At 65.6% G+C, this 20,511-nt stretch carries 26 protein-coding genes; 13 read left to right on the top strand and 13 right to left on the bottom strand.

The features are described 5' to 3' along the window. Window positions 1-397 precede the first annotated feature (397 nt). The 5 genes from QTI04_RS27130 to QTI04_RS27110 all read left to right on the top strand — a co-directional run bounded on the left by QTI04_RS27130 (window position 398) and on the right by QTI04_RS27110 (window position 3,334). Window positions 398-1,828, top strand: coding sequence for a basic amino acid/polyamine antiporter (locus QTI04_RS27130; RefSeq protein ID WP_286618262.1), 1,431 nt, complete (start codon window positions 398-400; stop codon window positions 1,826-1,828). Window positions 1,829-1,845: 17 nt separating this feature from the next. Further along, window positions 1,846-2,316: an SH3 domain-containing protein gene (locus QTI04_RS27125; RefSeq protein WP_286600362.1), complete on the top strand. Its 471-nt coding sequence runs from the start codon at window positions 1,846-1,848 to the stop codon at window positions 2,314-2,316. A gap of 51 nt (window positions 2,317-2,367) precedes the next feature. After that, window positions 2,368-2,589: a DUF1049 domain-containing protein gene (locus tag QTI04_RS27120; RefSeq protein WP_286600361.1), complete on the top strand. Its 222-nt coding sequence runs from the start codon at window positions 2,368-2,370 to the stop codon at window positions 2,587-2,589. Window positions 2,590-2,624: 35 nt separating this feature from the next. Then, the gene (locus QTI04_RS27115; protein WP_286600359.1) at window positions 2,625-3,002 is read left to right on the top strand and encodes an SHOCT domain-containing protein; all 378 of its coding nucleotides are present in this window, start codon (window positions 2,625-2,627) and stop codon (window positions 3,000-3,002) included. A gap of 134 nt (window positions 3,003-3,136) precedes the next feature. Further along, window positions 3,137-3,334, top strand: coding sequence for a hypothetical protein (locus tag QTI04_RS27110; RefSeq protein ID WP_286600356.1), 198 nt, complete (start codon window positions 3,137-3,139; stop codon window positions 3,332-3,334). Window positions 3,335-3,360: 26 nt separating this feature from the next. On the opposite strand, the gene QTI04_RS27105 is transcribed toward QTI04_RS27110, so the two are convergent. Then, window positions 3,361-3,639, bottom strand: a complete 279-nt coding sequence (locus QTI04_RS27105) for a DUF2164 domain-containing protein (RefSeq protein ID WP_286618259.1) — start codon at window positions 3,637-3,639, stop codon at window positions 3,361-3,363. Window positions 3,640-3,801: 162 nt separating this feature from the next. Between QTI04_RS27105 and QTI04_RS27100 the strand changes: the two genes are divergently transcribed. Then, window positions 3,802-4,281: a VOC family protein gene (locus QTI04_RS27100; protein WP_286618256.1), complete on the top strand. Its 480-nt coding sequence runs from the start codon at window positions 3,802-3,804 to the stop codon at window positions 4,279-4,281. Between the two features lie 157 nt (window positions 4,282-4,438). Beyond that, the gene (locus tag QTI04_RS27095; RefSeq protein WP_286618254.1) at window positions 4,439-6,721 is read left to right on the top strand and encodes a helicase C-terminal domain-containing protein; all 2,283 of its coding nucleotides are present in this window, start codon (window positions 4,439-4,441) and stop codon (window positions 6,719-6,721) included. A gap of 12 nt (window positions 6,722-6,733) precedes the next feature. Here the strand turns inward: QTI04_RS27095 and QTI04_RS27090 are convergent, their stop codons facing one another. Continuing rightward, the gene (locus tag QTI04_RS27090) at window positions 6,734-7,507 is read right to left on the bottom strand and encodes a GDSL-type esterase/lipase family protein (protein WP_286618251.1); all 774 of its coding nucleotides are present in this window, start codon (window positions 7,505-7,507) and stop codon (window positions 6,734-6,736) included. Between the two features lie 190 nt (window positions 7,508-7,697). Here QTI04_RS27090 and QTI04_RS27085 point away from each other — a divergent pair, with 190 nt between their 5' ends. Then, a complete protein-coding gene (locus tag QTI04_RS27085) occupies window positions 7,698-8,009 on the top strand; it encodes a plasmid stabilization protein (protein WP_286618250.1) in 312 nt (103 codons plus the stop codon). 23 nt (window positions 8,010-8,032) lie between these two features. Here QTI04_RS27085 and QTI04_RS27080 read toward each other — a convergent pair whose 3' ends face one another. After that, window positions 8,033-8,218, bottom strand: a complete 186-nt coding sequence (locus QTI04_RS27080; protein ID WP_286600346.1) for a hypothetical protein — start codon at window positions 8,216-8,218, stop codon at window positions 8,033-8,035. Window positions 8,219-8,339: 121 nt separating this feature from the next. On the opposite strand from QTI04_RS27080, the gene QTI04_RS27075 reads away from it, so the two are divergent. Next, window positions 8,340-9,545 (top strand): M20 aminoacylase family protein, encoded by a 1,206-nt coding sequence (locus QTI04_RS27075; RefSeq protein ID WP_286618301.1) that lies wholly within the window; start codon window positions 8,340-8,342, stop codon window positions 9,543-9,545. Window positions 9,546-9,581: 36 nt separating this feature from the next. Beyond that, window positions 9,582-10,556, top strand: coding sequence for a tripartite tricarboxylate transporter substrate-binding protein (locus QTI04_RS27070; RefSeq protein WP_286600344.1), 975 nt, complete (start codon window positions 9,582-9,584; stop codon window positions 10,554-10,556). Between the two features lie 15 nt (window positions 10,557-10,571). Here the strand turns inward: QTI04_RS27070 and QTI04_RS27065 are convergent, their stop codons facing one another. From QTI04_RS27065 to QTI04_RS27050, 4 genes are all read right to left on the bottom strand, one after another. Then, window positions 10,572-11,546 carry a tripartite tricarboxylate transporter substrate binding protein gene (locus QTI04_RS27065; protein ID WP_286618249.1) on the bottom strand — a complete coding sequence of 325 codons (975 nt, stop codon included), beginning with the start codon at window positions 11,544-11,546 and terminating at the stop codon, window positions 10,572-10,574. 92 nt (window positions 11,547-11,638) lie between these two features. Continuing rightward, entirely contained in the window at window positions 11,639-12,556 is a 918-nt protein-coding gene (locus tag QTI04_RS27060) for a c-type cytochrome (protein WP_286618248.1), read from the bottom strand. Beyond that, window positions 12,553-12,870 (bottom strand): hypothetical protein, encoded by a 318-nt coding sequence (locus QTI04_RS27055; protein WP_286618247.1) that lies wholly within the window; start codon window positions 12,868-12,870, stop codon window positions 12,553-12,555. The genes QTI04_RS27060 and QTI04_RS27055 overlap by 4 nt, the downstream gene beginning before the upstream one ends. Next, window positions 12,867-13,322 (bottom strand): hypothetical protein, encoded by a 456-nt coding sequence (locus QTI04_RS27050; protein ID WP_286618245.1) that lies wholly within the window; start codon window positions 13,320-13,322, stop codon window positions 12,867-12,869. The genes QTI04_RS27055 and QTI04_RS27050 overlap by 4 nt, the downstream gene beginning before the upstream one ends. 8 nt (window positions 13,323-13,330) lie before the next feature. On the opposite strand from QTI04_RS27050, the gene QTI04_RS27045 reads away from it, so the two are divergent. Further along, on the top strand, window positions 13,331-14,056 hold the full coding sequence (locus QTI04_RS27045) for a TetR/AcrR family transcriptional regulator (protein WP_286618244.1): 726 nt from the start codon (window positions 13,331-13,333) through the stop codon (window positions 14,054-14,056). A gap of 6 nt (window positions 14,057-14,062) precedes the next feature. Here the strand turns inward: QTI04_RS27045 and QTI04_RS27040 are convergent, their stop codons facing one another. The 5 genes from QTI04_RS27040 to QTI04_RS27020 all read right to left on the bottom strand — a co-directional run bounded on the left by QTI04_RS27040 (window position 14,063) and on the right by QTI04_RS27020 (window position 16,653). After that, entirely contained in the window at window positions 14,063-14,386 is a 324-nt protein-coding gene (locus QTI04_RS27040) for a hypothetical protein (RefSeq protein WP_286618243.1), read from the bottom strand. 83 nt (window positions 14,387-14,469) lie between these two features. Then, window positions 14,470-14,640, bottom strand: coding sequence for a hypothetical protein (locus QTI04_RS27035; RefSeq protein WP_286600336.1), 171 nt, complete (start codon window positions 14,638-14,640; stop codon window positions 14,470-14,472). A gap of 34 nt (window positions 14,641-14,674) precedes the next feature. Next, a complete protein-coding gene (dbpA, locus tag QTI04_RS27030) occupies window positions 14,675-16,069 on the bottom strand; it encodes an ATP-dependent RNA helicase DbpA (RefSeq protein WP_286618242.1) in 1,395 nt (464 codons plus the stop codon). An 8-nt stretch (window positions 16,070-16,077) separates the two neighbouring features. Then, window positions 16,078-16,350: a translation initiation factor IF-1 gene (infA, locus tag QTI04_RS27025; protein ID WP_286519699.1), complete on the bottom strand. Its 273-nt coding sequence runs from the start codon at window positions 16,348-16,350 to the stop codon at window positions 16,078-16,080. Window positions 16,351-16,404: 54 nt separating this feature from the next. After that, complete coding sequence (locus tag QTI04_RS27020) at window positions 16,405-16,653, bottom strand: hypothetical protein (protein WP_286600334.1); 249 nt, start codon at window positions 16,651-16,653, stop codon at window positions 16,405-16,407. A gap of 512 nt (window positions 16,654-17,165) precedes the next feature. Here QTI04_RS27020 and QTI04_RS27015 point away from each other — a divergent pair. Together QTI04_RS27015 and QTI04_RS27010 are read left to right on the top strand one after the other, a co-directional pair. Beyond that, window positions 17,166-18,116 (top strand): DMT family transporter, encoded by a 951-nt coding sequence (locus QTI04_RS27015; protein ID WP_286618241.1) that lies wholly within the window; start codon window positions 17,166-17,168, stop codon window positions 18,114-18,116. A gap of 85 nt (window positions 18,117-18,201) precedes the next feature. Beyond that, a complete protein-coding gene (locus QTI04_RS27010) occupies window positions 18,202-19,290 on the top strand; it encodes a S1C family serine protease (protein WP_286618239.1) in 1,089 nt (362 codons plus the stop codon). Window position 19,291: 1 nt separating this feature from the next. On the opposite strand, the gene QTI04_RS27005 is transcribed toward QTI04_RS27010, so the two are convergent. Continuing rightward, the gene (locus QTI04_RS27005) at window positions 19,292-20,347 is read right to left on the bottom strand and encodes a sugar phosphate isomerase/epimerase (RefSeq protein WP_286618237.1); all 1,056 of its coding nucleotides are present in this window, start codon (window positions 20,345-20,347) and stop codon (window positions 19,292-19,294) included. Between the last annotated feature and the right edge of the window lie 164 nt (window positions 20,348-20,511).

Raw genomic sequence — 20,511 nt, 5'->3', positions numbered from 1 at the left:
TTTGCCCCGGCTCTTTGCATCTTGCGCCGCCGCCGCTTCGCGCAAACAAGCCGTTCGATCGACGCGAGGATCGTTGCATCGATCGAGGTCACTTGCAGCGAAGGTGCTAGTTGCGCCCACTGTGGCGCCGACAGCTAGCAGTACTTTCATCACTGATCGAAGAGGCCTTTTCATTTGGCTTGCTCCTTGTGCGAGTGAAGAGGACGCGCAGTTTGACGCCATTCCTCTCTTCTGCCAACTCCAGGTGGCCGCCGCTCCGGTGCGATGGGAACAAGTGCCCGATGGTGCTATTGACAAAGGCCGACCACCCACTGATCCTCGTTCGCGAAGGCGAATCGATTCAAGAAAAAGAGGAGATTCCATGGCTTCGAATGAGAGTCCGCAGCGCTGACCTGGCATGACCACACCGGAGGACCAGACACTCTCGCGAGGTGCGCTTGTTGGCCTCGTCGTCGGCTCGATGGTCGGTGCCGGCATCTTTGCGCTGCCGGCGGCTTTCGGCCGTTCGACCGGGGTTGTGGGTGCGCTGGTTGCATGGACCATCGCCGGGACCGGCATGCTGATGCTGGCGTTCGTCTTCCAGACCTTGTCTCGGCGGCGGCCCGACCTCGACTCCGGCATCTACGCCTATGCCAAGGCCGGGTTCGGCAACTACCTCGGCTTTGCAGCGGCAGTGGGCTACTGGATCGGTGCATGCCTGGCCGACACCGCTTGCCTGATCCTGATCAAGGCAACACTGGGGCAGTTCATCCCGGCCTTCGGTGACGGCTCGACGGCGGCGGCGATCGTCTCTGCGTCGGTGCTTCTGTGGGGCGTGCATATCCTGGTCCTGCGCGGCATCAAAGGGGCAGCGGCGCTGAACTCCATTGCCACGGTCGCGAAGATGGTTCCGATCGTCATCTTCATCGTCGTCGCCTTCTTCGGTTTCAAGGCGGACATCTTTGCGCTCAATTTCTGGGGCAGCGAAGAACCAACCGTGTCCAGTGTGGCCAGCCAGGTGCGCGGCACGATGCTGGCGACCGTCTTCGTCTTCGTCGGAATCGAAGGGGCAAGCGTCTACTCGCGCTACGCGAAGAACCGAGAGGATGTAGGCATAGCCACCGTGCTTGGATTTCTCGGTGTGCTTTGCCTGCTCGTGCTCGTCACCATCCTGTCTTATGGTGTGCTGCTGCGCCCTGACCTCGCGGCACTCCCCACACCCGCGATGGCCGGCGTGATGGCGTCCATCGTCGGACCGTGGGGCCTGGTCTTCATCAGCATCGGCCTGCTGATCTCCATCCTCGGCAACTATCTGTCGTGGTCCTTGCTCGCGGCCGAAGTTCTGTTCTCCGCGGCGAACGCCAAGGTCATGCCGGCCTTCCTGGCGCGCGAAAACGCCAACAAGGTTCCTGTGGCGTCGCTGTGGCTGTCGAACATCGTGATCCAGCTGTTCCTGCTCGTGACCTGGTTTGCCGAATACGCCTTCACGCTGGCGTTGAAGATGACGAGCTCGATGACGCTCATCCCCTACCTGCTCGTCGCGGCCTATGGGCTGAAGCTTGCGTGGACAGGTGAGACCTACCAGGCGGACGCACGCGCCCGAACCGCAGATGGGGTGCGCGGCGCCATCGCGACGGTCTATGCCATGGGCATGCTCTACGCGGGCGGCCTCAAGTTCGTGTTGCTGGCGGCGGTCCTGTATGCGCCCGGAACGATCCTTTATTTCATCGCCCGGCGTGAGCAGAAGGAGCGGCTTTTCACAACGCCCGAGTTGATGGTCTTCGCAGTGCTGATCGTGGCTGCGATCGCCGCACTGATCGCGCTCGGTTCCGGCGCGATCACCGTGTAGAGCCGCAAGGAATACGAATGTCGATGTCGAACCCCTCGCGCCATGCCGCTGCGTTGCTGCTCTTGCTGCTGCCTCTCCCGGCGCTCGCAATGAACGCAATGACACTGCAGGCGGTCAACATGAGAAGCGGACCGGACCGCGCCTTCCCGTTGGTGACCTGGCTGCCTGCGCGAGCCCCCGTCAGGGTGATGGGCTGCACCAACGGCTGGAGGTGGTGCGATGTCAGTTCGGGCCGCAACCGTGGATGGGTCGATGCGCGCTATCTGTCCAATTCTGTTCGAGGCCGGGCACCCATCGTGCGCTTCTCGCCCGAGCGCTACTGGGACCAGCACTATCGCGGCCGCCCGTGGTACGCCGATCGTTCGAACTGGATCAACTGGTGGGCCGCGCCTTCATTCGGGCCGCCGCCATCGCCACCGGCATGGCGGCCCGGCATGCAGCCTTCGCGGCAGCCACCGGCGTCGCCGGGCAGGCCGCCCAGCGGCTGAGTGTGCTTCATCGATACCTTCAACCCTTCCACTTCTCATGGAGCGAGCCGTATGACCCGTTATCTGTACATCGCGCTGATTGTGATCCTCGCTGGCGTCGTCCTGCTGTTCAAAGTCCAGAACATGGAGACTGCGACGGTCTCTCTGTTCAACATGAGCGTCACGCTCCCGACCTCGGTTCTTGTTCTGATCGTGTATGTGCTTGGCATGTTCACGGGCGGCTCCGTCTTCGGGCTCATGCGCACATGGACGAACAAGGCCACTGCACGATAACGTTCACCTTCATCGACAAATTCAAAGGAAGTCAAATGAGCAATTTCTGGGACTTGATTCAACTGCTGCTGTCGACCTTCGTCCTCATCGTCTATCTGCTCATCCTGTTCCAGATCATCGGGGACCTCTTCCGCGATTCGGAGTTGGGTGGCGGATTCAAGGTGCTGTGGATCATCGGCCTCATCTTCGTCCCCGGCCTCACGGCCATCGTCTACATCATTGCGCGGGGTCGAGGCATGGCAGAGCGGCAGCGCGCCAGTCTGCAGCGTGCCAAGTCAGACGCCGATGCCTACATCCGCGAGGTGGCCGGCAAGGCGCCGGCCGAACAGATTGCCGATGCCAAGGCGCTGCTCGATGCGGGAACGATCAATCAGGACGAGTTCGCAAGGTTGAAGGCCAAGGCACTGTCCTGAGGCCAGAGTTGCTGCGCTACCGTTCCGGCCATGGGCTGTTGTGACAAATACACGAGGGAGTACGTTTTTCGCGCGTCGACGTTACATTTGAATACGTTTGGGCTACTATCGCCTCATCCAATGAGGTCGAAAGTATGAACACGTACCAGACATCCAGCCAAGCCACCGGGGTCGCACGCACGCTCAGCAGGAGCAGCCGCAGCACCATCGTTGTTTACAAGACGGCAGAAAACAGGTTCGTGACGGCCAGCCCCAAAGACACGGTGCGCGGGCTGGTGCTTGGCGCCTATCGCAACGGCTACGGGATTCCCGTCGGCGAAGCGGTCAGGTAAGCAAACCGGGGGCAGCGGGTCGAACTTCATGACCTCTGCGACCGCCCCTTGTGCTCGTACTTGCGCCAGTACTGAAACTCGTCCTCATGGACTTCGATGTCCAGTTCCGAGACCCTGGCCTGGAGCCTTTCCTGTACTTCGGCCACGGCCCGGTTGTAGATTGCCGGACCCACTTCTTCCAGGAAGAACCCAAGGAGAGCGCCAGCAGCAATGTTGCCGATGCGTTCCTCCATGTTCTCGCGGAAGTACCTCTCGATGGAGGCGACGGCTTCCTTCCGTGCCTCCTTGCTCAGTTCAATGGTCATGGCGCCCCTCTCCAGGAATGCATGCAGGTTGCCGCCGATTCTGCCGTGCCGTACAACGGTATCAGTCTCATCCGACAGACCGAAATGCCGCGACGAGGAGGATTGGCGCTGTTTGGACCGTGACGGCGGATGCCAGATCCTCAACTCTTCAGGAGATACGGAATGACCAGCAAGAACACGATATGCCTGTGGTACGACCGGGACGCCGTCGACGCCGCAAACTTCTATGCCAAAACATTCCCCGACAGCGCCGTCGGCACCGTCTTCCGCGCGCCGGGCGACTATCCCGATGGCAAACAGGGCGATGTGCTGACGGTCGAGTTCACTGTCGCCGGCATCCCTTGCCTCGGGCTGAACGGCGGTCCGCACTTCAAGCACAACGAGGCTTTCTCCTTTCAGATCGCGACCGACGACCAGGCCGAAACCGACCGCCTGTGGAACGCGGTCGTCGGCAATGGCGGCCAGGAGAGCGAGTGCGGCTGGTGCAAGGACCGGTGGGGCCTGTCATGGCAGATCACCCCGCGCGCCCTCACCGCGGCAATAGCTGACCCCGATCGCGCGGCGGCCAAGCGCGCGTTCGACGCGATGATGACCATGAGAAAGATCGACATTGCCGCGATAGAAGCGGCACGACGGGGCTGAAACTTGTCCTCAAGTTGGCGGGCGCACATCGTCGTTGGCCCTCAGGCTCGCCCGAGCGGGCCTTCGATCAACTTCACAGCCCCGCTAACATGTGTACGTTCATCCAGTGTCCGACGCGCTGGAGCCAAGGGGCTGCGCCCCTCATTCATTCATCCTCATGGCGTCCGCAGATTCGTCATCCTCCGCGTTCACCGTTTCCGTCAAGACGCTCTGCGCTTTCGGCGCCAAGGCCGGTGACCTGGATCTGCGCTTCGTCCCCGCGCCGAGCGCGCAGGAGGGACAGGCTGGGCATCGGCTGGTGCAGGCGCGCCGAGGCTCGGGCTACGAAAGCGAAATCGCCCTCTCGTCGCGCCACGAGCACCTGCACGTGCGAGGACGCGCCGACGGCTACGACACGCATCGCCGGCGCGTCGAGGAGATCAAGACCTTTCGCGGCGACTTCGAAGCCATCAAGGCCAATCACCGCGCGCTGCACTGGGCGCAGGCCCGCACCTACGCCTGGATGCTGTGCGAGCGCGATGCGCTGGAACAGGTCGAGGTGGCGCTCGTCTACTTCGACCTGGGCACGGAACGGGAAGTGGTGCTCGAAGAGGCCTGCACCCGCGACGCACTTCGCCAGCATTTCGAACTGCTCTGCAGCGGCTTTCTCGCCTGGGCCGAGCAGGAGGCCGCACACCGCGCCGGCCTCGACGAGGCACTCGGCGCGCTGAGCTTTCCTCATGGCGAATTCCGCGCGGGCCAGCGCGATCTGGCGCAGGCCGTGTACCGCTCGGCTGTCTCTCAACGCTGCCTGCTGGCGCAGGCGCCCACGGGCATCGGCAAGACGGTGGCCACGCTCTTTCCGCTGCTCAAGGCCCGGCCCGGGCGCCAACTGGACAAGATCTATTTCCTCACCGCGAAGACCTCTGGCCGGTCGATTGCGCTGAACGCCCTGCGCACGCTGGACCGCGAACTTGCGCCGCTGCGCGTGCTCGAGCTCGCCGCGCGGGAGAAGGTCTGCGAATATCCCGGCCGCGCCTGCAACGGCGAAGCCTGCCCATTGGCGCGGGGCTTCTACGACCGTCTGCCGGCGGCGCGCAGCGAAGCCGCGCGAAGCGCATGGCTCGACCGCGCGGCAGTGCGCAGCATTGCGCTGACGCACGAGGTCTGCCCCTACTTCCTCTCTCAAGAGATGGTGCGCTGGAGCGACGTGATCGTCGGCGACTACAACTACTACTTCGACGGCAGTGCTTTCCTCTTCGGGCTGATGAAGGAAGAAGACTGGCGCGTCGCGCTTCTGGTCGACGAGGCGCACAACCTTCTCGACCGCGCGCGCGGCATGTATTCCGCGGAAGTGGAGACGCAGGCCGTGGAGGCCGTGCGCGGCAAGGCACCGCCCGTCATCAAGAAGGCCCTCGGCCAGTTGCAGCGTGAATGGCAACTGCTGCAGCGCGATCAGGTCGCCGCCTACCAGGCGCGCGACGAGATCCCGGAGCGCTTCACGCGTGCCCTGCAGGACGTGGTCGCGGCGATGGCCGAGCACTTCTCGGCGCGGCCCGACGATGCGCAGGGCCTGTTGCAGCAGTGCTTCTTCGACCTGCTCCAGTTCAGTCGGCTCGCCGATTCTTTCGGCAAGCATTCGGTCTTCGAATGCACGGTGGGCGAAGACGGCGCGCGGACGCTTGCCATTCGCAACCTCGTGCCCGCGCCCTTCCTGAAGGGCCGCTTCGCGGACTGCAACTCGGCGGCCTGTTTTTCAGGCACGCTCGCACCCTTCTCGTTCTATCGCGACACGCTGGGTCTGCCGGCGGACACGGCCACGCTCGACGTGGGCTCGCCCTTCCGAAGCGAGCAATTGACGGTGCGCGTCGCGATGGACGTATCGACCCGCTTCCGCGACCGCGGCCGTTCATTGACGGCGCTCACCGACATCATCGCGAGCCAGTTCGCCGGCCAGCCGGGCAACTACCTTGCCTTCTTCAGCAGCTTCGACTACCTGGCCAGTGCTTCGGCCGCCTTTGCGCACCGGCATCCGGAGATTCCGGCATGGTCGCAGTCACGTGGCATGCGCGAGGCGGATCGCGACGCCTTCCTCGCCCGGTTCATCGCCGGCGGGCAGGGCATCGGCTTTGCGGTTCTGGGCGGCGCCTTCGGCGAGGGCATCGACCTGCCGGGCGACAGGCTCGTCGGCGCCTTCGTCGCCAGCCTGGGCCTGCCGCAGTACAACGAGCCGAACGAGATCATGCGCGAGCGCATGCATGCGCTGTTCGGCGACGGCTACGAGTACACCTACGTCTATCCCGGCCTGCAGAAGGTGGTGCAGGCGGCCGGCCGCGTGATTCGCACCGAAACCGATGCGGGCGTGCTGTACCTGCTGGACGACCGCTTTGCGCGGCAGGAGATCCGCGCATTGCTGCCCGCGTGGTGGGAAGTGCAGCCGTTGTTCGCGGCGCAGCGGTAGGACGGGCCGGCCTCAGAAAGCGGACCCGCGCGCCGCCGCGCTGCGTCCGATCTTGCGGAGCTTGGCCGACAACTGCACCTGCGCTTCGAGCTCGCGCTGCCAAAGCTCGTAGCCCGCATCGCTGGGATGGAGCCCGTCGCGCGCGTTCATGCGCTGGGGATGGCGCGCGAAGGGGTCGCCGTCGCGGTCCCGGAAGAGCGACACATAGAGGGCGCCGTTGGCCTGCGCCTCTTGCGAGACGATGGCGTGCAGCCTGCGCGAGCGGTAGCTCATCCACCAGTTCCACGGCGGAAGGAAGAAGGGCGCATTCCCGATGTTGCCCGGCGGCATGAAGACCACCAGGTCGGAGCGCACCCGCGCGCGCTGGGCCACGCGCCGGATGCTGTCGCGCAAGGCGGCGTCGCGTGTCATGCGGAGCACGTCGTTGGCGCCGCCGAGGATCAGCACGGCATCGAAGCGCTCGTCCCCCTCCAGTTGCGCGAGCAAGTCTTCGAAGCGCGCCCTGTCATGCCCCCGGTTGACCACGGTGAGCGACGGGTTGGCGCGGCACAGCAGCCCCGGCAGGCTGTACTCCGGCGTGCTGGCGCCCGTGCCTTTGGCGGTGCTGTCGCCGACCACCAGCAGCCGGGCGCCTTCAGCCTGCGCAAGCCTGTCGAAGGCGTGACCCTTGTGGGCCAGCCTCGCCGATTGCCGCAGCCGGAGCGCCGCGTAGCCAGCGGTCGCCGCGGCAATGCCGACCAGCACGGACAGGCCTGCGAAAGCTGCGATGTTCTTCTGGCGTTTCACGCTGGCTCCTCGTCGAATGTCTCAAGCGTAAAGGTAGCGAGTTCAACCGCTTGTAGGAAGCGGCCGAACGGCCAGCATGCGAGCCATGAAAGCGTGTACTGACGAACAACGCCCGTCTCTTCCTACCCGTCTCGCGCGCGGGGTGCGAAACATGGGCATTCCAGCATCCAACGATAGAAGGAGCATCACCATGCCAAGAGGTGACAAGTCGTCGTACACGGGCAAGCAGAAGCGCCAGGCCGAGCACATCGAAAAAGGCTATGAGCATCGCGGCGTCGCGAAGAGCGAAGCGGAACGGCGCGCGTGGGCCACGGTGAATGCCGAGACCGGCGGCGGCAAGAAGAGCGGCTCCGGCCGCGGCAAGGCCGAGAACCATGCGCCGGCCCACAAGGGCGGACGCCTCGGCGGTGCGGCCTCCGCCTCACGCAGCGCGGCCGAAAGGTCCGCTTCGGCGAAGAAGGCAGCCGCCACCCGCAAGCGCAACGCCGAGCACCGGGGCTGAGCCCCTCGCTTCGCGCCGCTGGGTCAGGCCGGATCGGCATCCAGGCGTTTGGACATATCACCGAGCTGAAGCTCGATACGGAACAGGCGCTCGTTGAGGATCGCGGTCTGCAGCCGCAGCGCCTCGATGATCGCGCGGGTCTGCGGGTCGGCGGCGTTGTTCGAAAGCTCCTGCAGCTCGTGCAGCTTGTTGCGCAGCTCGTTGCTCATGTCGAAACTCCATCGGGGGCTATGGAGCCATCCTAGGGCCTGAGACGGATAGAGCCAACTACTCATGCGCTCTGGCGTCACGCTGCGTCAGAATCCGTGGCTCGTTCTCTCCAGCCACGTCATGAACCTCGCCGATTCCTTTGCGGACGTCACCCGTTTCGTCGCCATCCGCCGCGACATCCACGCCCACCCCGAACTGGGCTTCGAAGAGCATCGCACCTCGGAGAAGGTCGCGCAGCTGCTGGAGGAATGGGGCATCGAGGTCCACCGGGGCATTGCCGGCACCGGCCTCGTCGGCGTGCTGCGCCGGGGCACGGGCCAGCGCACCATCGGCCTGCGCGCCGACATGGACGCGCTGCCGCTGCACGAAGCCAACGAGTTCGCTCACAAGTCCACGCATGCGGGCCGCATGCATGCCTGCGGCCACGACGGCCACACGACCATGCTGCTGGCGGCCGCGTGGCATCTGGCGCAGAAGGGCAGCCAGTTCGACGGCACCGTGCACTTCATCTTCCAGCCCGCGGAGGAGATGGGCAAGGCCGGCGCCAAAAAGATGATCCAGGACGGCCTCTTCGATCGCTTCCCGTGTGATGCGGTCTTCGCGCTGCACAACTTCCCGGTGGGCGAGGTCGGGCGTTTCGCGCTCAACGAAGGCGCCCTCATGGCGTCCAGCAACACCTACAGGATCACGCTGCGCGGACGCGGCACCCATGCCTCGATGCCGCACACGGGAATCGACCCGGTGGCTGCCGTCATCACGCTGGCGCAGCAACTGCAGACCATCGTGCCTCGCACCATCGCGAGCACGGAGCGCGCACTGCTCGCGGTCACGCAACTGCAGGGTTCGGACGCGCCCAACGTGATTCCCGATTCGGCCACGGTCGGCGGCACGGTGCGCACCTTCTCGATCGATGCGCTCGACAAGATCGAGGCGCGCCTGCGCACGGTCGCCGAAGGTGTAGCGGCTGCGCACGAATGCACGGCGGAGATCAGCTTCAACCGCGCCTCGCCGCCGGTCGTCAATCACGCGGCCGAGGCGCGCTTCGCCGCCGGCGTGATGCGCGAGGTGGTGGGCGATGACATGGTCACCGACGACTTTCCGGCCGTGATGGGCGCCGAGGACTTCGCCCACATGCTGCAGGTGCGGCCGGGCTGCTATGCCTTCCTGGGCAATGGCGACGGCGACCACCGGCTCGACGGGCACGGGCCCGGGCCTTGCATCATCCACAACACCTCGTTCGACTTCAACGACGAGATCATCCCGATCGGTGCCAGCTACTTCGTGAAGCTGGTGGAGCGTTGGCTCCCGGTCGGCGTCAGCGCCTGAATTTTTACCCCCACCGACCCGAAAGCGATCCCGACGATGACCCATCACCCCACCCGACGTTCGGCCCTTCTCGCAGCGGCCGGCACGCTGGCCCTCGGCGCCGCCGGACCTGTTCTGGCGCAACAGCGCGTGATCCACATCGTGGTGCCCTTCGGCACGGGCGCGGTGCAGGACACGGTCGCGCGCGCCTTCAACAATGAGCTGGGCGCGGCGCTCAACGCCGCAGTGATTGTCGAGAACCGCGCGGGCGCGGGCGGCACGGTGGGCGCGGCCATCGCGGCCAAGGCGCCGGCGGACGGCAACACGCTGGTGCTGGCGGCGGCCAGCCACCACATCGCGGGCTTTCTGTACAGCAAGCTGCCCTATGACCCACTGAAGGATTTCGTCGGCGTCGCCAACATCGGCAATGCCGGCTATGTGCTTGCGGTGGCGAGCGGCCTGAACGTGTCGAGCACGGCCGACTTCATCAAGGAGGTCAAGGCCAACCCCGGCAAGTACAACTATGCCTCGGCGGGCAACGGCAGCGCGACGCACCTTGCGATGGCGTCCTTCCTCGCCAAGGCCGGCCTCCAGATGACGCACATCCCGACCAAGTCGACCGGCGAGGCCGTCAACGAGGTGCTCGCGGGCCGCGTGCAGGCGGTGATCTCGTCGAGCATCGGCGTGATCGGCTTCCAGAACGACGCACGCGTGAAGCTGCTGGCCTCCACCGGCCAGCAACGCAGCCCCTTCCTGCCGAACCTGCCGACCGTGGCCGAGAGCGGCCTGCCCGGCTATGCCTTCGATTCGTGGATCGGCCTGCTCGCCCCGGCCGGCACGCCGAAAGCCGAGGTCGACCGCCTCAACGCCGCGACCAACAAGGTGCTGGCCGACCCGGCGATCCAGGAGCGCTTCAAGCGCCTGGGCGTGGAGCCGCGCAGCCAGAGCGCCGAGGAGTTCCAGAAGCTGCTGCGCGCCGACTGGGATGCGATGGGCGCCGTGGTGAAGGCGTCCGGCGCGAAGGTCGATTGAGCGAGCGCCAGGGGCTCAGTCGGCCTTGATGCTGCGGGCCTTGATCACCTTGCCCCAGTACTCGGTGTCCTTCTTGACCAGCGCGGCCAGGGCGTCGGGGCCCAGGTAGCGCGGTTCGATGCCGAGCGTTTCGGCGCGCTTCTTCGTCTCGGGCAGTTCCAGCGCCTTCTTCACGCCTTCCGAGAGCTTGGCGATCACCTCGGGCGGCGTCCCGGCCGGCGCGAACAGGCCGACCCAGGCCTCCAATTCGAAGCCCGGCAACCCGGCCTCGGCCGTCGTGGGCACGTCGGGCAGCATCGGGTGGCGCACCTTGCTGGTGACCGCGAAGGCCTTGAGCTTGCCGGCCTGCACGTGACCCATCACCGAGGGTGGCGTCGTGATGAACACCTGCACCTGGCCGCTCAGCACGTCCTGGATCGCGGGGCCCGAGCCCTTGTACGGCACGTGCGTCATCTCCGTCTGCGTGGTCTGGTCGAACAGCTCGGTCCCGACGTGCGACAGGGAGCCGTTGCCCTGCGATGCGTAATTGACCTTGCCGGGGTTCTGCTTCACGTAGGCGATGAACTCCTTGAGGTTCTTCGCCGGAACCGAGGGGTGCGCGGTGATGACGTTGGTGGCCGCGGCGATCAGCGCCACCGGCACCAGGTCCTTCTGCTCCCACGGCAGCTTGGGGAAGAGCGCGGGGTTGCCCACGTGGTAGGCCGAGTACGAAGCGAGCAGCGTGTAGCCGTCTTTCGGCGCGCGCGCCACCATCTGGTAGGCGATGTTGCCGCTCGCGCCGGCGCGGTTGTCGATGATCACGGCTTGCCCGAAGAGCTTGGTCAGCGGATCGGCGACCAGGCGCGCCGACGAGTCGACCACGCCACCCGGTGGGTTGGGCACCACCACGGTGATGGTCTTGTCGGGGAAGGATTGCGCCAGCGCTACGGGCGCGGCCAGTGACGCGGAAAAGGCGAGGATGGCGGTGCAGACCAGACGGCGGTTGAACATGGGTTCGTCTCCTTGGATGTTGTGGAGACGGATTTTGCGGGCACGCCGTGTCCCTGCCCGTAGCGCTGATTGCAATACGCCCGCGCGCAGGCCTAGCCGTGCGGACTCGCCGGCAGTGTCTTGAGGTAGAGGAACAAGGCTCGCACGTCGATGTCGCTCATTGCGCCGAGTGATCCGAAGGGCATGACCTTCACCGGCGTGCCATCGGGGCGCTTGCCCGTCTTGAACATGCGAGCGAAGGCATCGGCGTCGGCATAGCGCGTCATCGCGGTTCCCTCGCCCGGCGTGAGGTTGGCGGCGGCAGGCCAGTCCGGCGGGCCGCCGGGGATCTTGCCGCCGTTGAGCTTGGCGCCGTGGCAGCCCAGGCACATGTTGGCGACGTAGGCGCCGTGCGTCACGTTCACGCCATCGGGCACGGGTTGCTCGGGCGGCCGTGTGTGGTCGATCTTCGAGGCCGCGTCGTGAATCATCCCGAAGCCGTACAAGGCGCGCATCGGCAGTGGCAGGTCGAGCACGGCGGCCCCGCCCGACGCGGGCTCCATGCGGCGGATGTAGGCGACCAGCGAAGCCAGGTCGTCGTCGGTCAGCCGGTTGTAGTCCTCGCTGGGCATGACCATCAGCGCGTGGCCTTTCGGGTTGACGCCGTGGCGGATCGAGCGCACCCAGTCCTCGGACGTGTAGCCCGCGACGACGCTGCCCGGGCCGGGGCTGATATTGGGTCCCGCGATCCGCAGGCCCTTGCCATCATCGACGAACACCGCGCCGCCGCCCTTGGCGCCATGGCAGTCGACGCATCCGCGCGAGGCGAAGAGATAGCGTCCGCGTTCGAGCGAGGCCGCGTCGTCGCGGAAGGGAAGGCCCTTGACCGTCACCTCGACCTTGCGCTGCATCTTGTGGCGAGCCAACTGGTCGCCGATGAAGAGCGCAGCCGCAGCGAGCGCGAGCAGCGCGACGAGCGCGATGACGATACGTTTCAGCCAGCGTTTGCCGGTCGAGGTGGTGGTGGTCATGCCAGCTCCTTTGTGGCGCGCGGCGCGCCGGAAACCTTCTGGGCGATCAGGCCCGCGGCCATCTTTGGCTCAAGCCGCAGCTTCGGCTTGTGGCCCCGAGTGCTGGTGACGTGGGTGTGGTGGATCTCCCAGCCGGCCGGGTCGATGGTCTGCGTGCCCGCGCCGATCTCGAAATCGAAGCCCGACGGCGTGGCGCCGTAGAAGGAGAAGGTGCCGTCCGGATCAGGGTGCTGCCCCAGTTCCAGGCTCAGCGGCACCTTGTGGCGCCGGGCGCGCTCGCAGGCCCGGCCGATGTCGCACAGCCGCTCGGTCACGCCAAGCCCCGCAGGTCGACGTAGAAGAACTCCATGGCCGCGATGTCGTGCGCGACCAGTACCGCATGGCCCAGGCCGAGATCGCCGGTGCGAAAGCCTTCTGGGAAGTCGGCAGATTCGAAGGGTGCGGTTGCCGGCGTTAGCACCTCATCGCTCGAGCATTCCAGGCCCAGCGCGCCGAGATCGTCCGCCTCGCCCTCCTGCACGATCAGCCGCTGGCTGGCCTCGTCCAGTTGCCAGCCGAAGCTGCCGTCCGCGTTGCTCACCGGTGCGGGTAGCCCGAGCATTTGCTCGCAGAACGCCATCCATCGTGGAATCCCGCGGACTTCAAAGACCAGATAGCCGAGGCGGAGATCAGGACGCATGGCAAACTCTCTCAGATGGATGGATCGACCAAAAATGGACTGTACGTGCAAAAATGAATGATGGCGTAAATTTTGGCGCAGGGTCAATATCACTTTTGCCAGAGGTCCTGGCCGAAAGCGTGTGGGCGCCGCGGCCCGGCCTGCTCAAGCGCGAGCGCACGCGGCTGCAGCTCGTGCAGGCGGCGATCCGGGTGTTCAGCATGCGGGGCTATGGCGACGCGACGATGCAGGAAATCGCGACGACCGCGAGCATGACGACCGGTACGGTCTACAACCACTTCAAGACGAAGGAAGAGGTGGCGAGGGCGGTCGCCCTGCTGCTGGCGCACACCTTGTGCCGCCGCATCACCGACAGCCAGCAGGGCGTCGCGGAGGGCTCACAGCGTATGGCGATCGGAATACAGCGCTACATCTGGCTGGCCGGGCAGAGCCCGGAATGGGCGCGGATGATGCTGGAGGTCTCGGCCGCGGCGCCGGAGATGCTGCTGGAAATCCGCGATTACGTGCTGGCCGACCTGCGGCTCGGGGTGAAGCAGAAGGCCTTTCGCGTTCCAGGCGAGACGGCGGCCATGGACCTGATCAACGGCACCGTGCAGCAGGCGATGCGCACCGTGTCCCTCGGCGGCGTGCCGGCGTTGCACGGCCGTGAAGTAGCGAGCTGTGTGCTGCGGGGCCTCGGCATGGAATGGGCCGAGGCGAAGCGGGTGGCCCAGCGGGCACTGCCGCCCTTCCCTCCAATGATCCCGTCCACGGACGCCGTGACGGCTGCGCGGGCCAAGGCGGCGGCACCGGCAAAGAAGGCGAAGCGCGCGGCGGCCTGAGCGCCTTCAGGCGGCAGGTTCGTCGTCGAGCGGTGGGCACGCCCAGCCGAGCAGCTCGGCGAGCCGGCGCACGATCCATTGCGCTTCGGCCGCCGACACGCCGGCATCGGGCGATGCCAGTCCTGCGAGGATTCGCCGCAGGATCTCGTCCTCCGACGGCACCTCGACGTGGTGCAGGATCTGCGCGTGCTGCACCAGATGATTGGCGAGGTCCTCGCAGACTTCGTAGCGCTGGCGCACGACGGCGATCGGCTCGCTCAGGCGCTGCCTGGCGTCGGTGAACACCGCGAAGAACGAGGGCGGGATGTCGATCTGGTAGTCGTCGGACATGATGCTGCGGAAGGGTCCAAATGAAAAACGCGCCCGAAGGCGCGTTTTGCCGTGAGCCGAGGCTCACAAGGCGCTATGCGCGATCAGCCGCCCTTCTTGGGCCGCTTGCCCGGGTTCTTCTTGCTGCGGGTTGCGGTGCCGCGCTCCAGGCTGACCTTCTGGCCACCGCCCGCCTTGGGAACGTTGTAGCCGGGCGTCGGAACGGGTCGGGGGGTGGCAATGCGGTCTGCCTCGGTGCGGATTTTCTTGGGCATGGAAAGCTCGGTAAAAAGAAATCGAAGGACGTAATTAAGCCACATCGTCGAGCAGCCGTACTTTGACGGTCTTGCCCTTGACGCGGCCGGTGGAAAGCTTGTGAACGGCCTCGCGCGCAATTCGCCGGTCGACCGCCACGTAAGTGGAGAACTCGTTGACGTTGATCTTGCCGACCTGCTCCTTGGTGAAGCCGGCCTCGCCGGTCAGCGCACCCAGCACGTCGCCCGCGCGGATCTTCTCCTTGCGGCCGCCGACGATCTGCAGCGTGGCCATCGGCGGCTGCAGCGGGGTCGGGTCGCCGGCGAGTTCGCCGACGGGGTGCCATTCGGATTCGCGGCCCTGCAATTGTTCGATTTTTCCGACGCTGCCCATCTCGTCCATGCCGGCGAGGCTCAGCGCCAGGCCTTCTGCATCGCCGCGACCGGTGCGGCCGATGCGGTGGATGTGGATCTCGGGGTCGGGCGTCACGTCGACGTTGATCACCGCCTCGAGCTGGGCGATGTCGAGGCCGCGTGCCGCCACGTCGGTGGCGACCAATACGGAGCAGCTGCGGTTGGCGAACTGCACCAGCACCTGGTCGCGTTCGCGCTGTTCGAGCTCGCCGAACAGCGCCAGCGCACTGAAGCGCTGCGCCTGCAGCACCTGCACGAGGTCGCGGCATTGCTGCTTGGTATTGCAGAAGGCGAGCGTGCTGAGCGGGCGGAAGTGGTTCAGCAGCAGGCTCACGGTGTGGAGCCGCTCGCTGTCCTTCACCTCGTACCAGCGCTGGCGGATCTTGGCGCCGTCATGCTGGGCCTGTACCGTGATCTGCTGCGGGCTCTTCATGAACTGCGCGCTGAGCTTGGCGATGCCTTCGGGGTAGGTGGCCGAGAACAGCAGCGTCTGGCGCTCCTTGGGGCACAGCCGCGCGACCTTGGCGATGTCGTCGAAGAAGCCCATGTCGAGCATGCGGTCGGCTTCGTCGAGCACCAGCGTGTTGAGCGCTCCGAGGTCGAGGCTGCCGCGGTCGAGGTGGTCCATGATGCGGCCCGGCGTGCCGACGACGATGTGCGCGCCGTGTTCGAGGCTGGCGAGCTGGCCGCGCAATGCGACACCGCCGCACAGCGTGACGACCTTGATGTTTTCCTCGGCCCGTGCGAGACGGCGGATTTCCGTGGTCACCTGGTCGGCGAGTTCGCGCGTTGGGCACAGCACCATGGCCTGCACCGCGAAGCGCCGCGGATTGAGGTTGGCCAGCAGCGCCAGCGCAAAGGCGGCGGTCTTGCCGCTGCCCGTCTTGGCCTGCGCGATGAGGTCCTTGCCGAGCAGCGCCACGGGCAGGCTGGCCGCCTGGATCGGCGTCATCTGCAGATAGCCGAGCTGCGTCAGGTTCGCCAGCATCTGTGGCGAAAGTGGCAGCGTGGCGAAGTCGGTGGCGGAACCGGTCACTGCGAGGATCAGCGGCGCTGCGAGTTGTTGCCGCCGCTGTTCACGGGCGGGGGACCACGGCGTTCCAGGTGGCGGAACGTGATGCGCCCCTTGGTCAGGTCGTAGGGCGACAGCTCCAGCGACACCTTGTCGCCGGCCAGGATGCGGATGTGGTGCTTGCGCATCTTGCCGCCGCTGTAGGCGATGAGCTGGTGGCCGTTGTCGAGCGTCACGCGGTAGCGCGAGTCAGGCAGCACTTCGGTCACTGCGCCGTTCATTTCGATCAGTTCTTCCTTGGGCATGAATTACCTTTTGAAAATGGTTGTCGTGATTGGATAGGAAATCGGGGGCGCTGTTCAAGCGGCGCAACGCGCATGCGGGGCCGTGCGATCGCGCACCCAGCCCAGGCCCTGGTCGACGGCATAGCGCACCGCGGCGGCATGGCTGCCGAAGCGCGGCGTGAAGCGCATGACGCGGTCGTGCATGCCGCTGCCGCGGCCGGAACGGATCGACACGGAAGCCGAGAAACGGCCGTCGTCCAGATCCTTGATGAGCGGTGAGACAAGGTACTTGCCCACTGCAATGCTGTGTTGAATGATGTCCATGAAAAGCCTTGCGCTCCGCGACGCCGCGAAACGCTGAAATCAATTGAAAAAACGAGCGCAGGCCGGCCGGAAATGGCGCCCACCGGAGCGGACAGCGCGCTGTTCGCTTCAACAAGTACGAAGGCAGTGGTGGCAATCATGGGCGCCGGGTCTGGCGCTCCAACACACTGTTTGAGCCGGCTTGAAATGAAAGGGCCCGGAAATTCCAGGCCAGCCGGCGAGGTGACGAAGTGCTTCGTCGTGGTATCGAAACGAACCCCAGATTCTAACCGATCTGGCACGACAGTTGCTATTTCAGTTCCGTGACAGCGCGCCGAGCGGAGGCGCATGTGTGTCGGAAGCGCCACCCGCGGCGCCTGTAGCCACTGGGTTGTCAGACGACTTTGTTGTTTCTCCGATAATTGCCGGTTTGTTGTACGACAACATGACTGGCAGAACGCGTTTTCAGGGAGAACAACGATGAATGAACCGTCCGGACGGAGAGACAGCCACGAGGTCTGGGGAGCGCGCGCGTGAACAGCCGTGCCTTCTTCACCCACCGCAAGGTCGTCTTTCTTCTCGCTTCGCTGTGCTGCTTGCTGTGGGGCAGCGCCTATCCTGCCATCAAGAACGGCTACGCGATGTTCCACATCGCGCCGGGCGACATTCCCTCGCAGCTCGTCTTTGCGGGCTACCGCTTTCTCTTCGCGGGGCTGGTGCTGTTAGGGGTGGCGGCGCTGGGCGGGAAGAACGTCTTTCCTTTCGACCGGCGCACCGTGGGACAGGTGACCCTGCTGGGCCTGACGCAGACCAGCTTGCAATACCTGTTCTTCTACCTCGGGCTGGCGCACACGACCGGCGTCAAAAGCTCGATCATGAATGCCACCGGCACCTTCTTCAGCGTGCTGCTGGCGCACTTCATCTATCACAACGACCGGCTCAGCTTCAACAAGGTGCTCGGCTGCCTGGTGGGCTTCGTCGGCGTGATGGTGGTGAACTTTGGCAGCGGCCTGATGCAGTTCGACTTCACTCTCCTGGGGGAAGGCTCGGTGGTGATGGCGGCGCTCGTGCTGTCTGCGGCCAGCATCTACGGCAAGAAGCTCTCGCAGCGGATCGATTCGGTCGTGCTCACGGGCTATCAACTGGCGATCGGTGGCGCCGCGCTGCTGGTGATCGGCTTTGCCATGGGCGGAACGCTCGGCAGCCCGACGCCGGCTGCGCTGGCCTTGCTGGGCTATCTGGTCGTGCTGTCGTCCGCTGCCTTCTCGCTGTGGACCACCCTGCTCAAGTACAACCGCGTGAGCATGGTCGCGGTGTTCAACTTCATGGTGCCGGTCTTCGGCACCCTGCTGTCGGCGTTCTTCCTGAACGAGAGTTTCCTGGAATGGAAGAACGGACTGGCGCTGCTGCTGGTGTGCGGGGGCATCTGGCTGGTGACCCGCGACGAACTGCCGGCCGCGCGGCCAGCACTGAAGCCGCAATGACGCACGCTGCTTCGCGCTGAAGCGGACTTGCGAGCGCGGCTTCGGGGGCGCACCATGGGGGACCATCGTTCCAAGGAGCGCGGCCATGCAAGTTCAAGGATCAGTTGTTCGATCTTCGCGGGCCGACTGGTTATCTTGCGCTCGCACCCGATGGGTCGGATGCCTGCTCGCGGGAAGCGCCCTGCTCTTCTCCAGTCTTCCCGCCGCGCAGGCGGCCAATGCGCCGGAGAGTGCATCGTCCAACGCGCAGATCCGGGCGCTCAAGCGCGCGGGCGATGCGGTCGTCGCACTCAACGTCACCGCGACGGAAGGCGCCACCTCGGCTGAGAGCCTGGGCCAGCGGCGCTCGGGATCGGGTGTGGTGATCGGCCCCGACGGGCTCATCCTCACCATCGGCTACCTGCTGCTCGAAGCCGAAACCATCCAGGTCGTGACCCAGGATGAACGCGTCCTGCCCGCGCGCCAGGTGGCCTACGACCTCGCCACCGGATTCGGACTGGTGCGTCCGCTGGTGCCGCTGCGGGGTGTAGAGCCCGTTCCGCTGGCCGGCGTGTCCAGCCTGAACACGGGGCAACCTCTGCTCGTTGCGACCGGCAGCAGTAGCGGCACGGAAGTGGGCTTCACGCGCCTGGTCGGCACGCGTGCCTTCTCGGGCTATTGGGAATATCACATCGAGGCGGCGATCTTCACGAGCCCGCCGGTTGCCAACCACAGCGGCGCATCGCTCTTCAACGCCGACGGCGAATTGCTCGGCATCGGCAGCCTGTTCGTGCTGGAAGCCGCCGGGCCGGAGCAAACCCTGCCCGGCAACATGTTCGTGCCGGTCGACCTGCTGCGCCCAGTCCTTGCGGAGATGCAGTCCACCGGCAAGACGCGCGCTAGCGTCCGGCCGTGGCTGGGCCTGTCATCGTCGGAGCGCGGCGGTCACGTCGAGATCGTTCGGGTCGATCGCTCCGGACCGGCGCTCGAAGCCGGCTTGCGGCCCGGTGACGTGGTGCTGGAGATCGACGGCATCCAGGTCACGACGCTGGAGGCTTTCTACAAGCAGCTGTGGAAGCGGCCGGACGCCGACGCGGATGTCGAACTGACCGTGCGGCAGGGGTCGGAGGTGCGCAAGATCAAGGTGCACGCGGTTGATCGGATGCAAACCCTTCGCAAGCCACAAGGCATTTAGCTCAAGCGATGCCGAGCATCTTTTTGTTGGCGGCCGTGTTGATCCCGCCGCCCGCGAAGTCATCGAACGCGCGATCGGCCACGCGGATGATGTGCTGCGCGATGAACTCCGCGCCTTCGCGTGCGCCGTCCTCAGGATGCTTGAGGCAACACTCCCACTCCAACACGGCCCAGCCCGGGAAGTCGTAGGCCGCCATCTTCGAGAAGATCGCGCCGAAGTCCACCTGGCCGTCGCCCAGCGAGCGGAAGCGTCCTGCCCGGTTCAGCCAGGACTGGAAGCCGCCGTAGACACCCTGCTTGCCGGTCGGGTTGAACTCGGCGTCCTTCACGTGAAAGATCTTGATGCGCTCGTGATAGTGGTCGATGTAGTCGAGGTAGTTGAGCTGCTGCAGCACGAAGTGGCTCGGGTCGTAGAGCAGGCAGGCGCGGGGATGGTTGTTCACGCGTTCGAGGAACATCTCGTAGGTCACGCCGTCGTGCAGGTCCTCGCCCGGGTGGATTTCGTAGCAGACGTCGACGCCGGCCTCGTCGAATCGGTCGAGGATCGGCTTCCAGCGCCGCGCGAGTTCATCGAAGGCTTCCTCGATGAGGCCGGGCGGGCGCGGCGGCCAGGAGTAGAGATAGGGCCACGCCAGCGCGCCGGAGAAGGTCGCGTGGGCGGTCAGGCCGAGATTCGACGAAGCCTGCGCGGCGTAGTGCAGCTGCTCGACCGCCCATTTCTGCCGCCGGACCGGATCGTTGCGCACTTCGGGCGCGGCGAAGCCGTCGAAGCCCGCGTCGTAAGCGGGGTGCACCGCGACCAGCTGGCCTTGCAGATGCGTCGACAGTTCGGTGATCTCGAGCCCATGCCTTGCGAGCGTGCCCTTCACTTCATCGCAGTAGGACTTGCTCTCGGCAGCCTTCTTGAGGTCGAAGATGCGGCCGTCCCAGCTCGGGATCTGCACGCCCTTGTAGCCAAGGCCCGCCGCCCAGCCGGCGATGGTGTCGAGCGAGTTGAACGGCGCGGTGTCGCCAGTGAACTGGGCCAGAAAAATGGCAGGCCCCTTGATCGTCTTCATCGCTTGTCTCCTGGTCAATCGGCGCAAATGATGCACGATTTGCGTCGACGCAACGCGAGGCGTTGTCCGACACGCTGCGAAGCCCCACGGCGTGTGCGCATTACGCCGGAACGTTTCACAATGGGCGCTCTGTCAATCCGAGGGCGAAGCGGCACAGGTCGGCG

Source organism: Variovorax sp. J22R115 (genome assembly GCF_030317005.1).
Taxonomy (GTDB): domain Bacteria; phylum Pseudomonadota; class Gammaproteobacteria; order Burkholderiales; family Burkholderiaceae_C; genus Variovorax.
The sequence above is the reverse complement of the archived record's forward strand: the minus strand, read 5'-3'. Positions and strand labels throughout refer to the sequence as shown.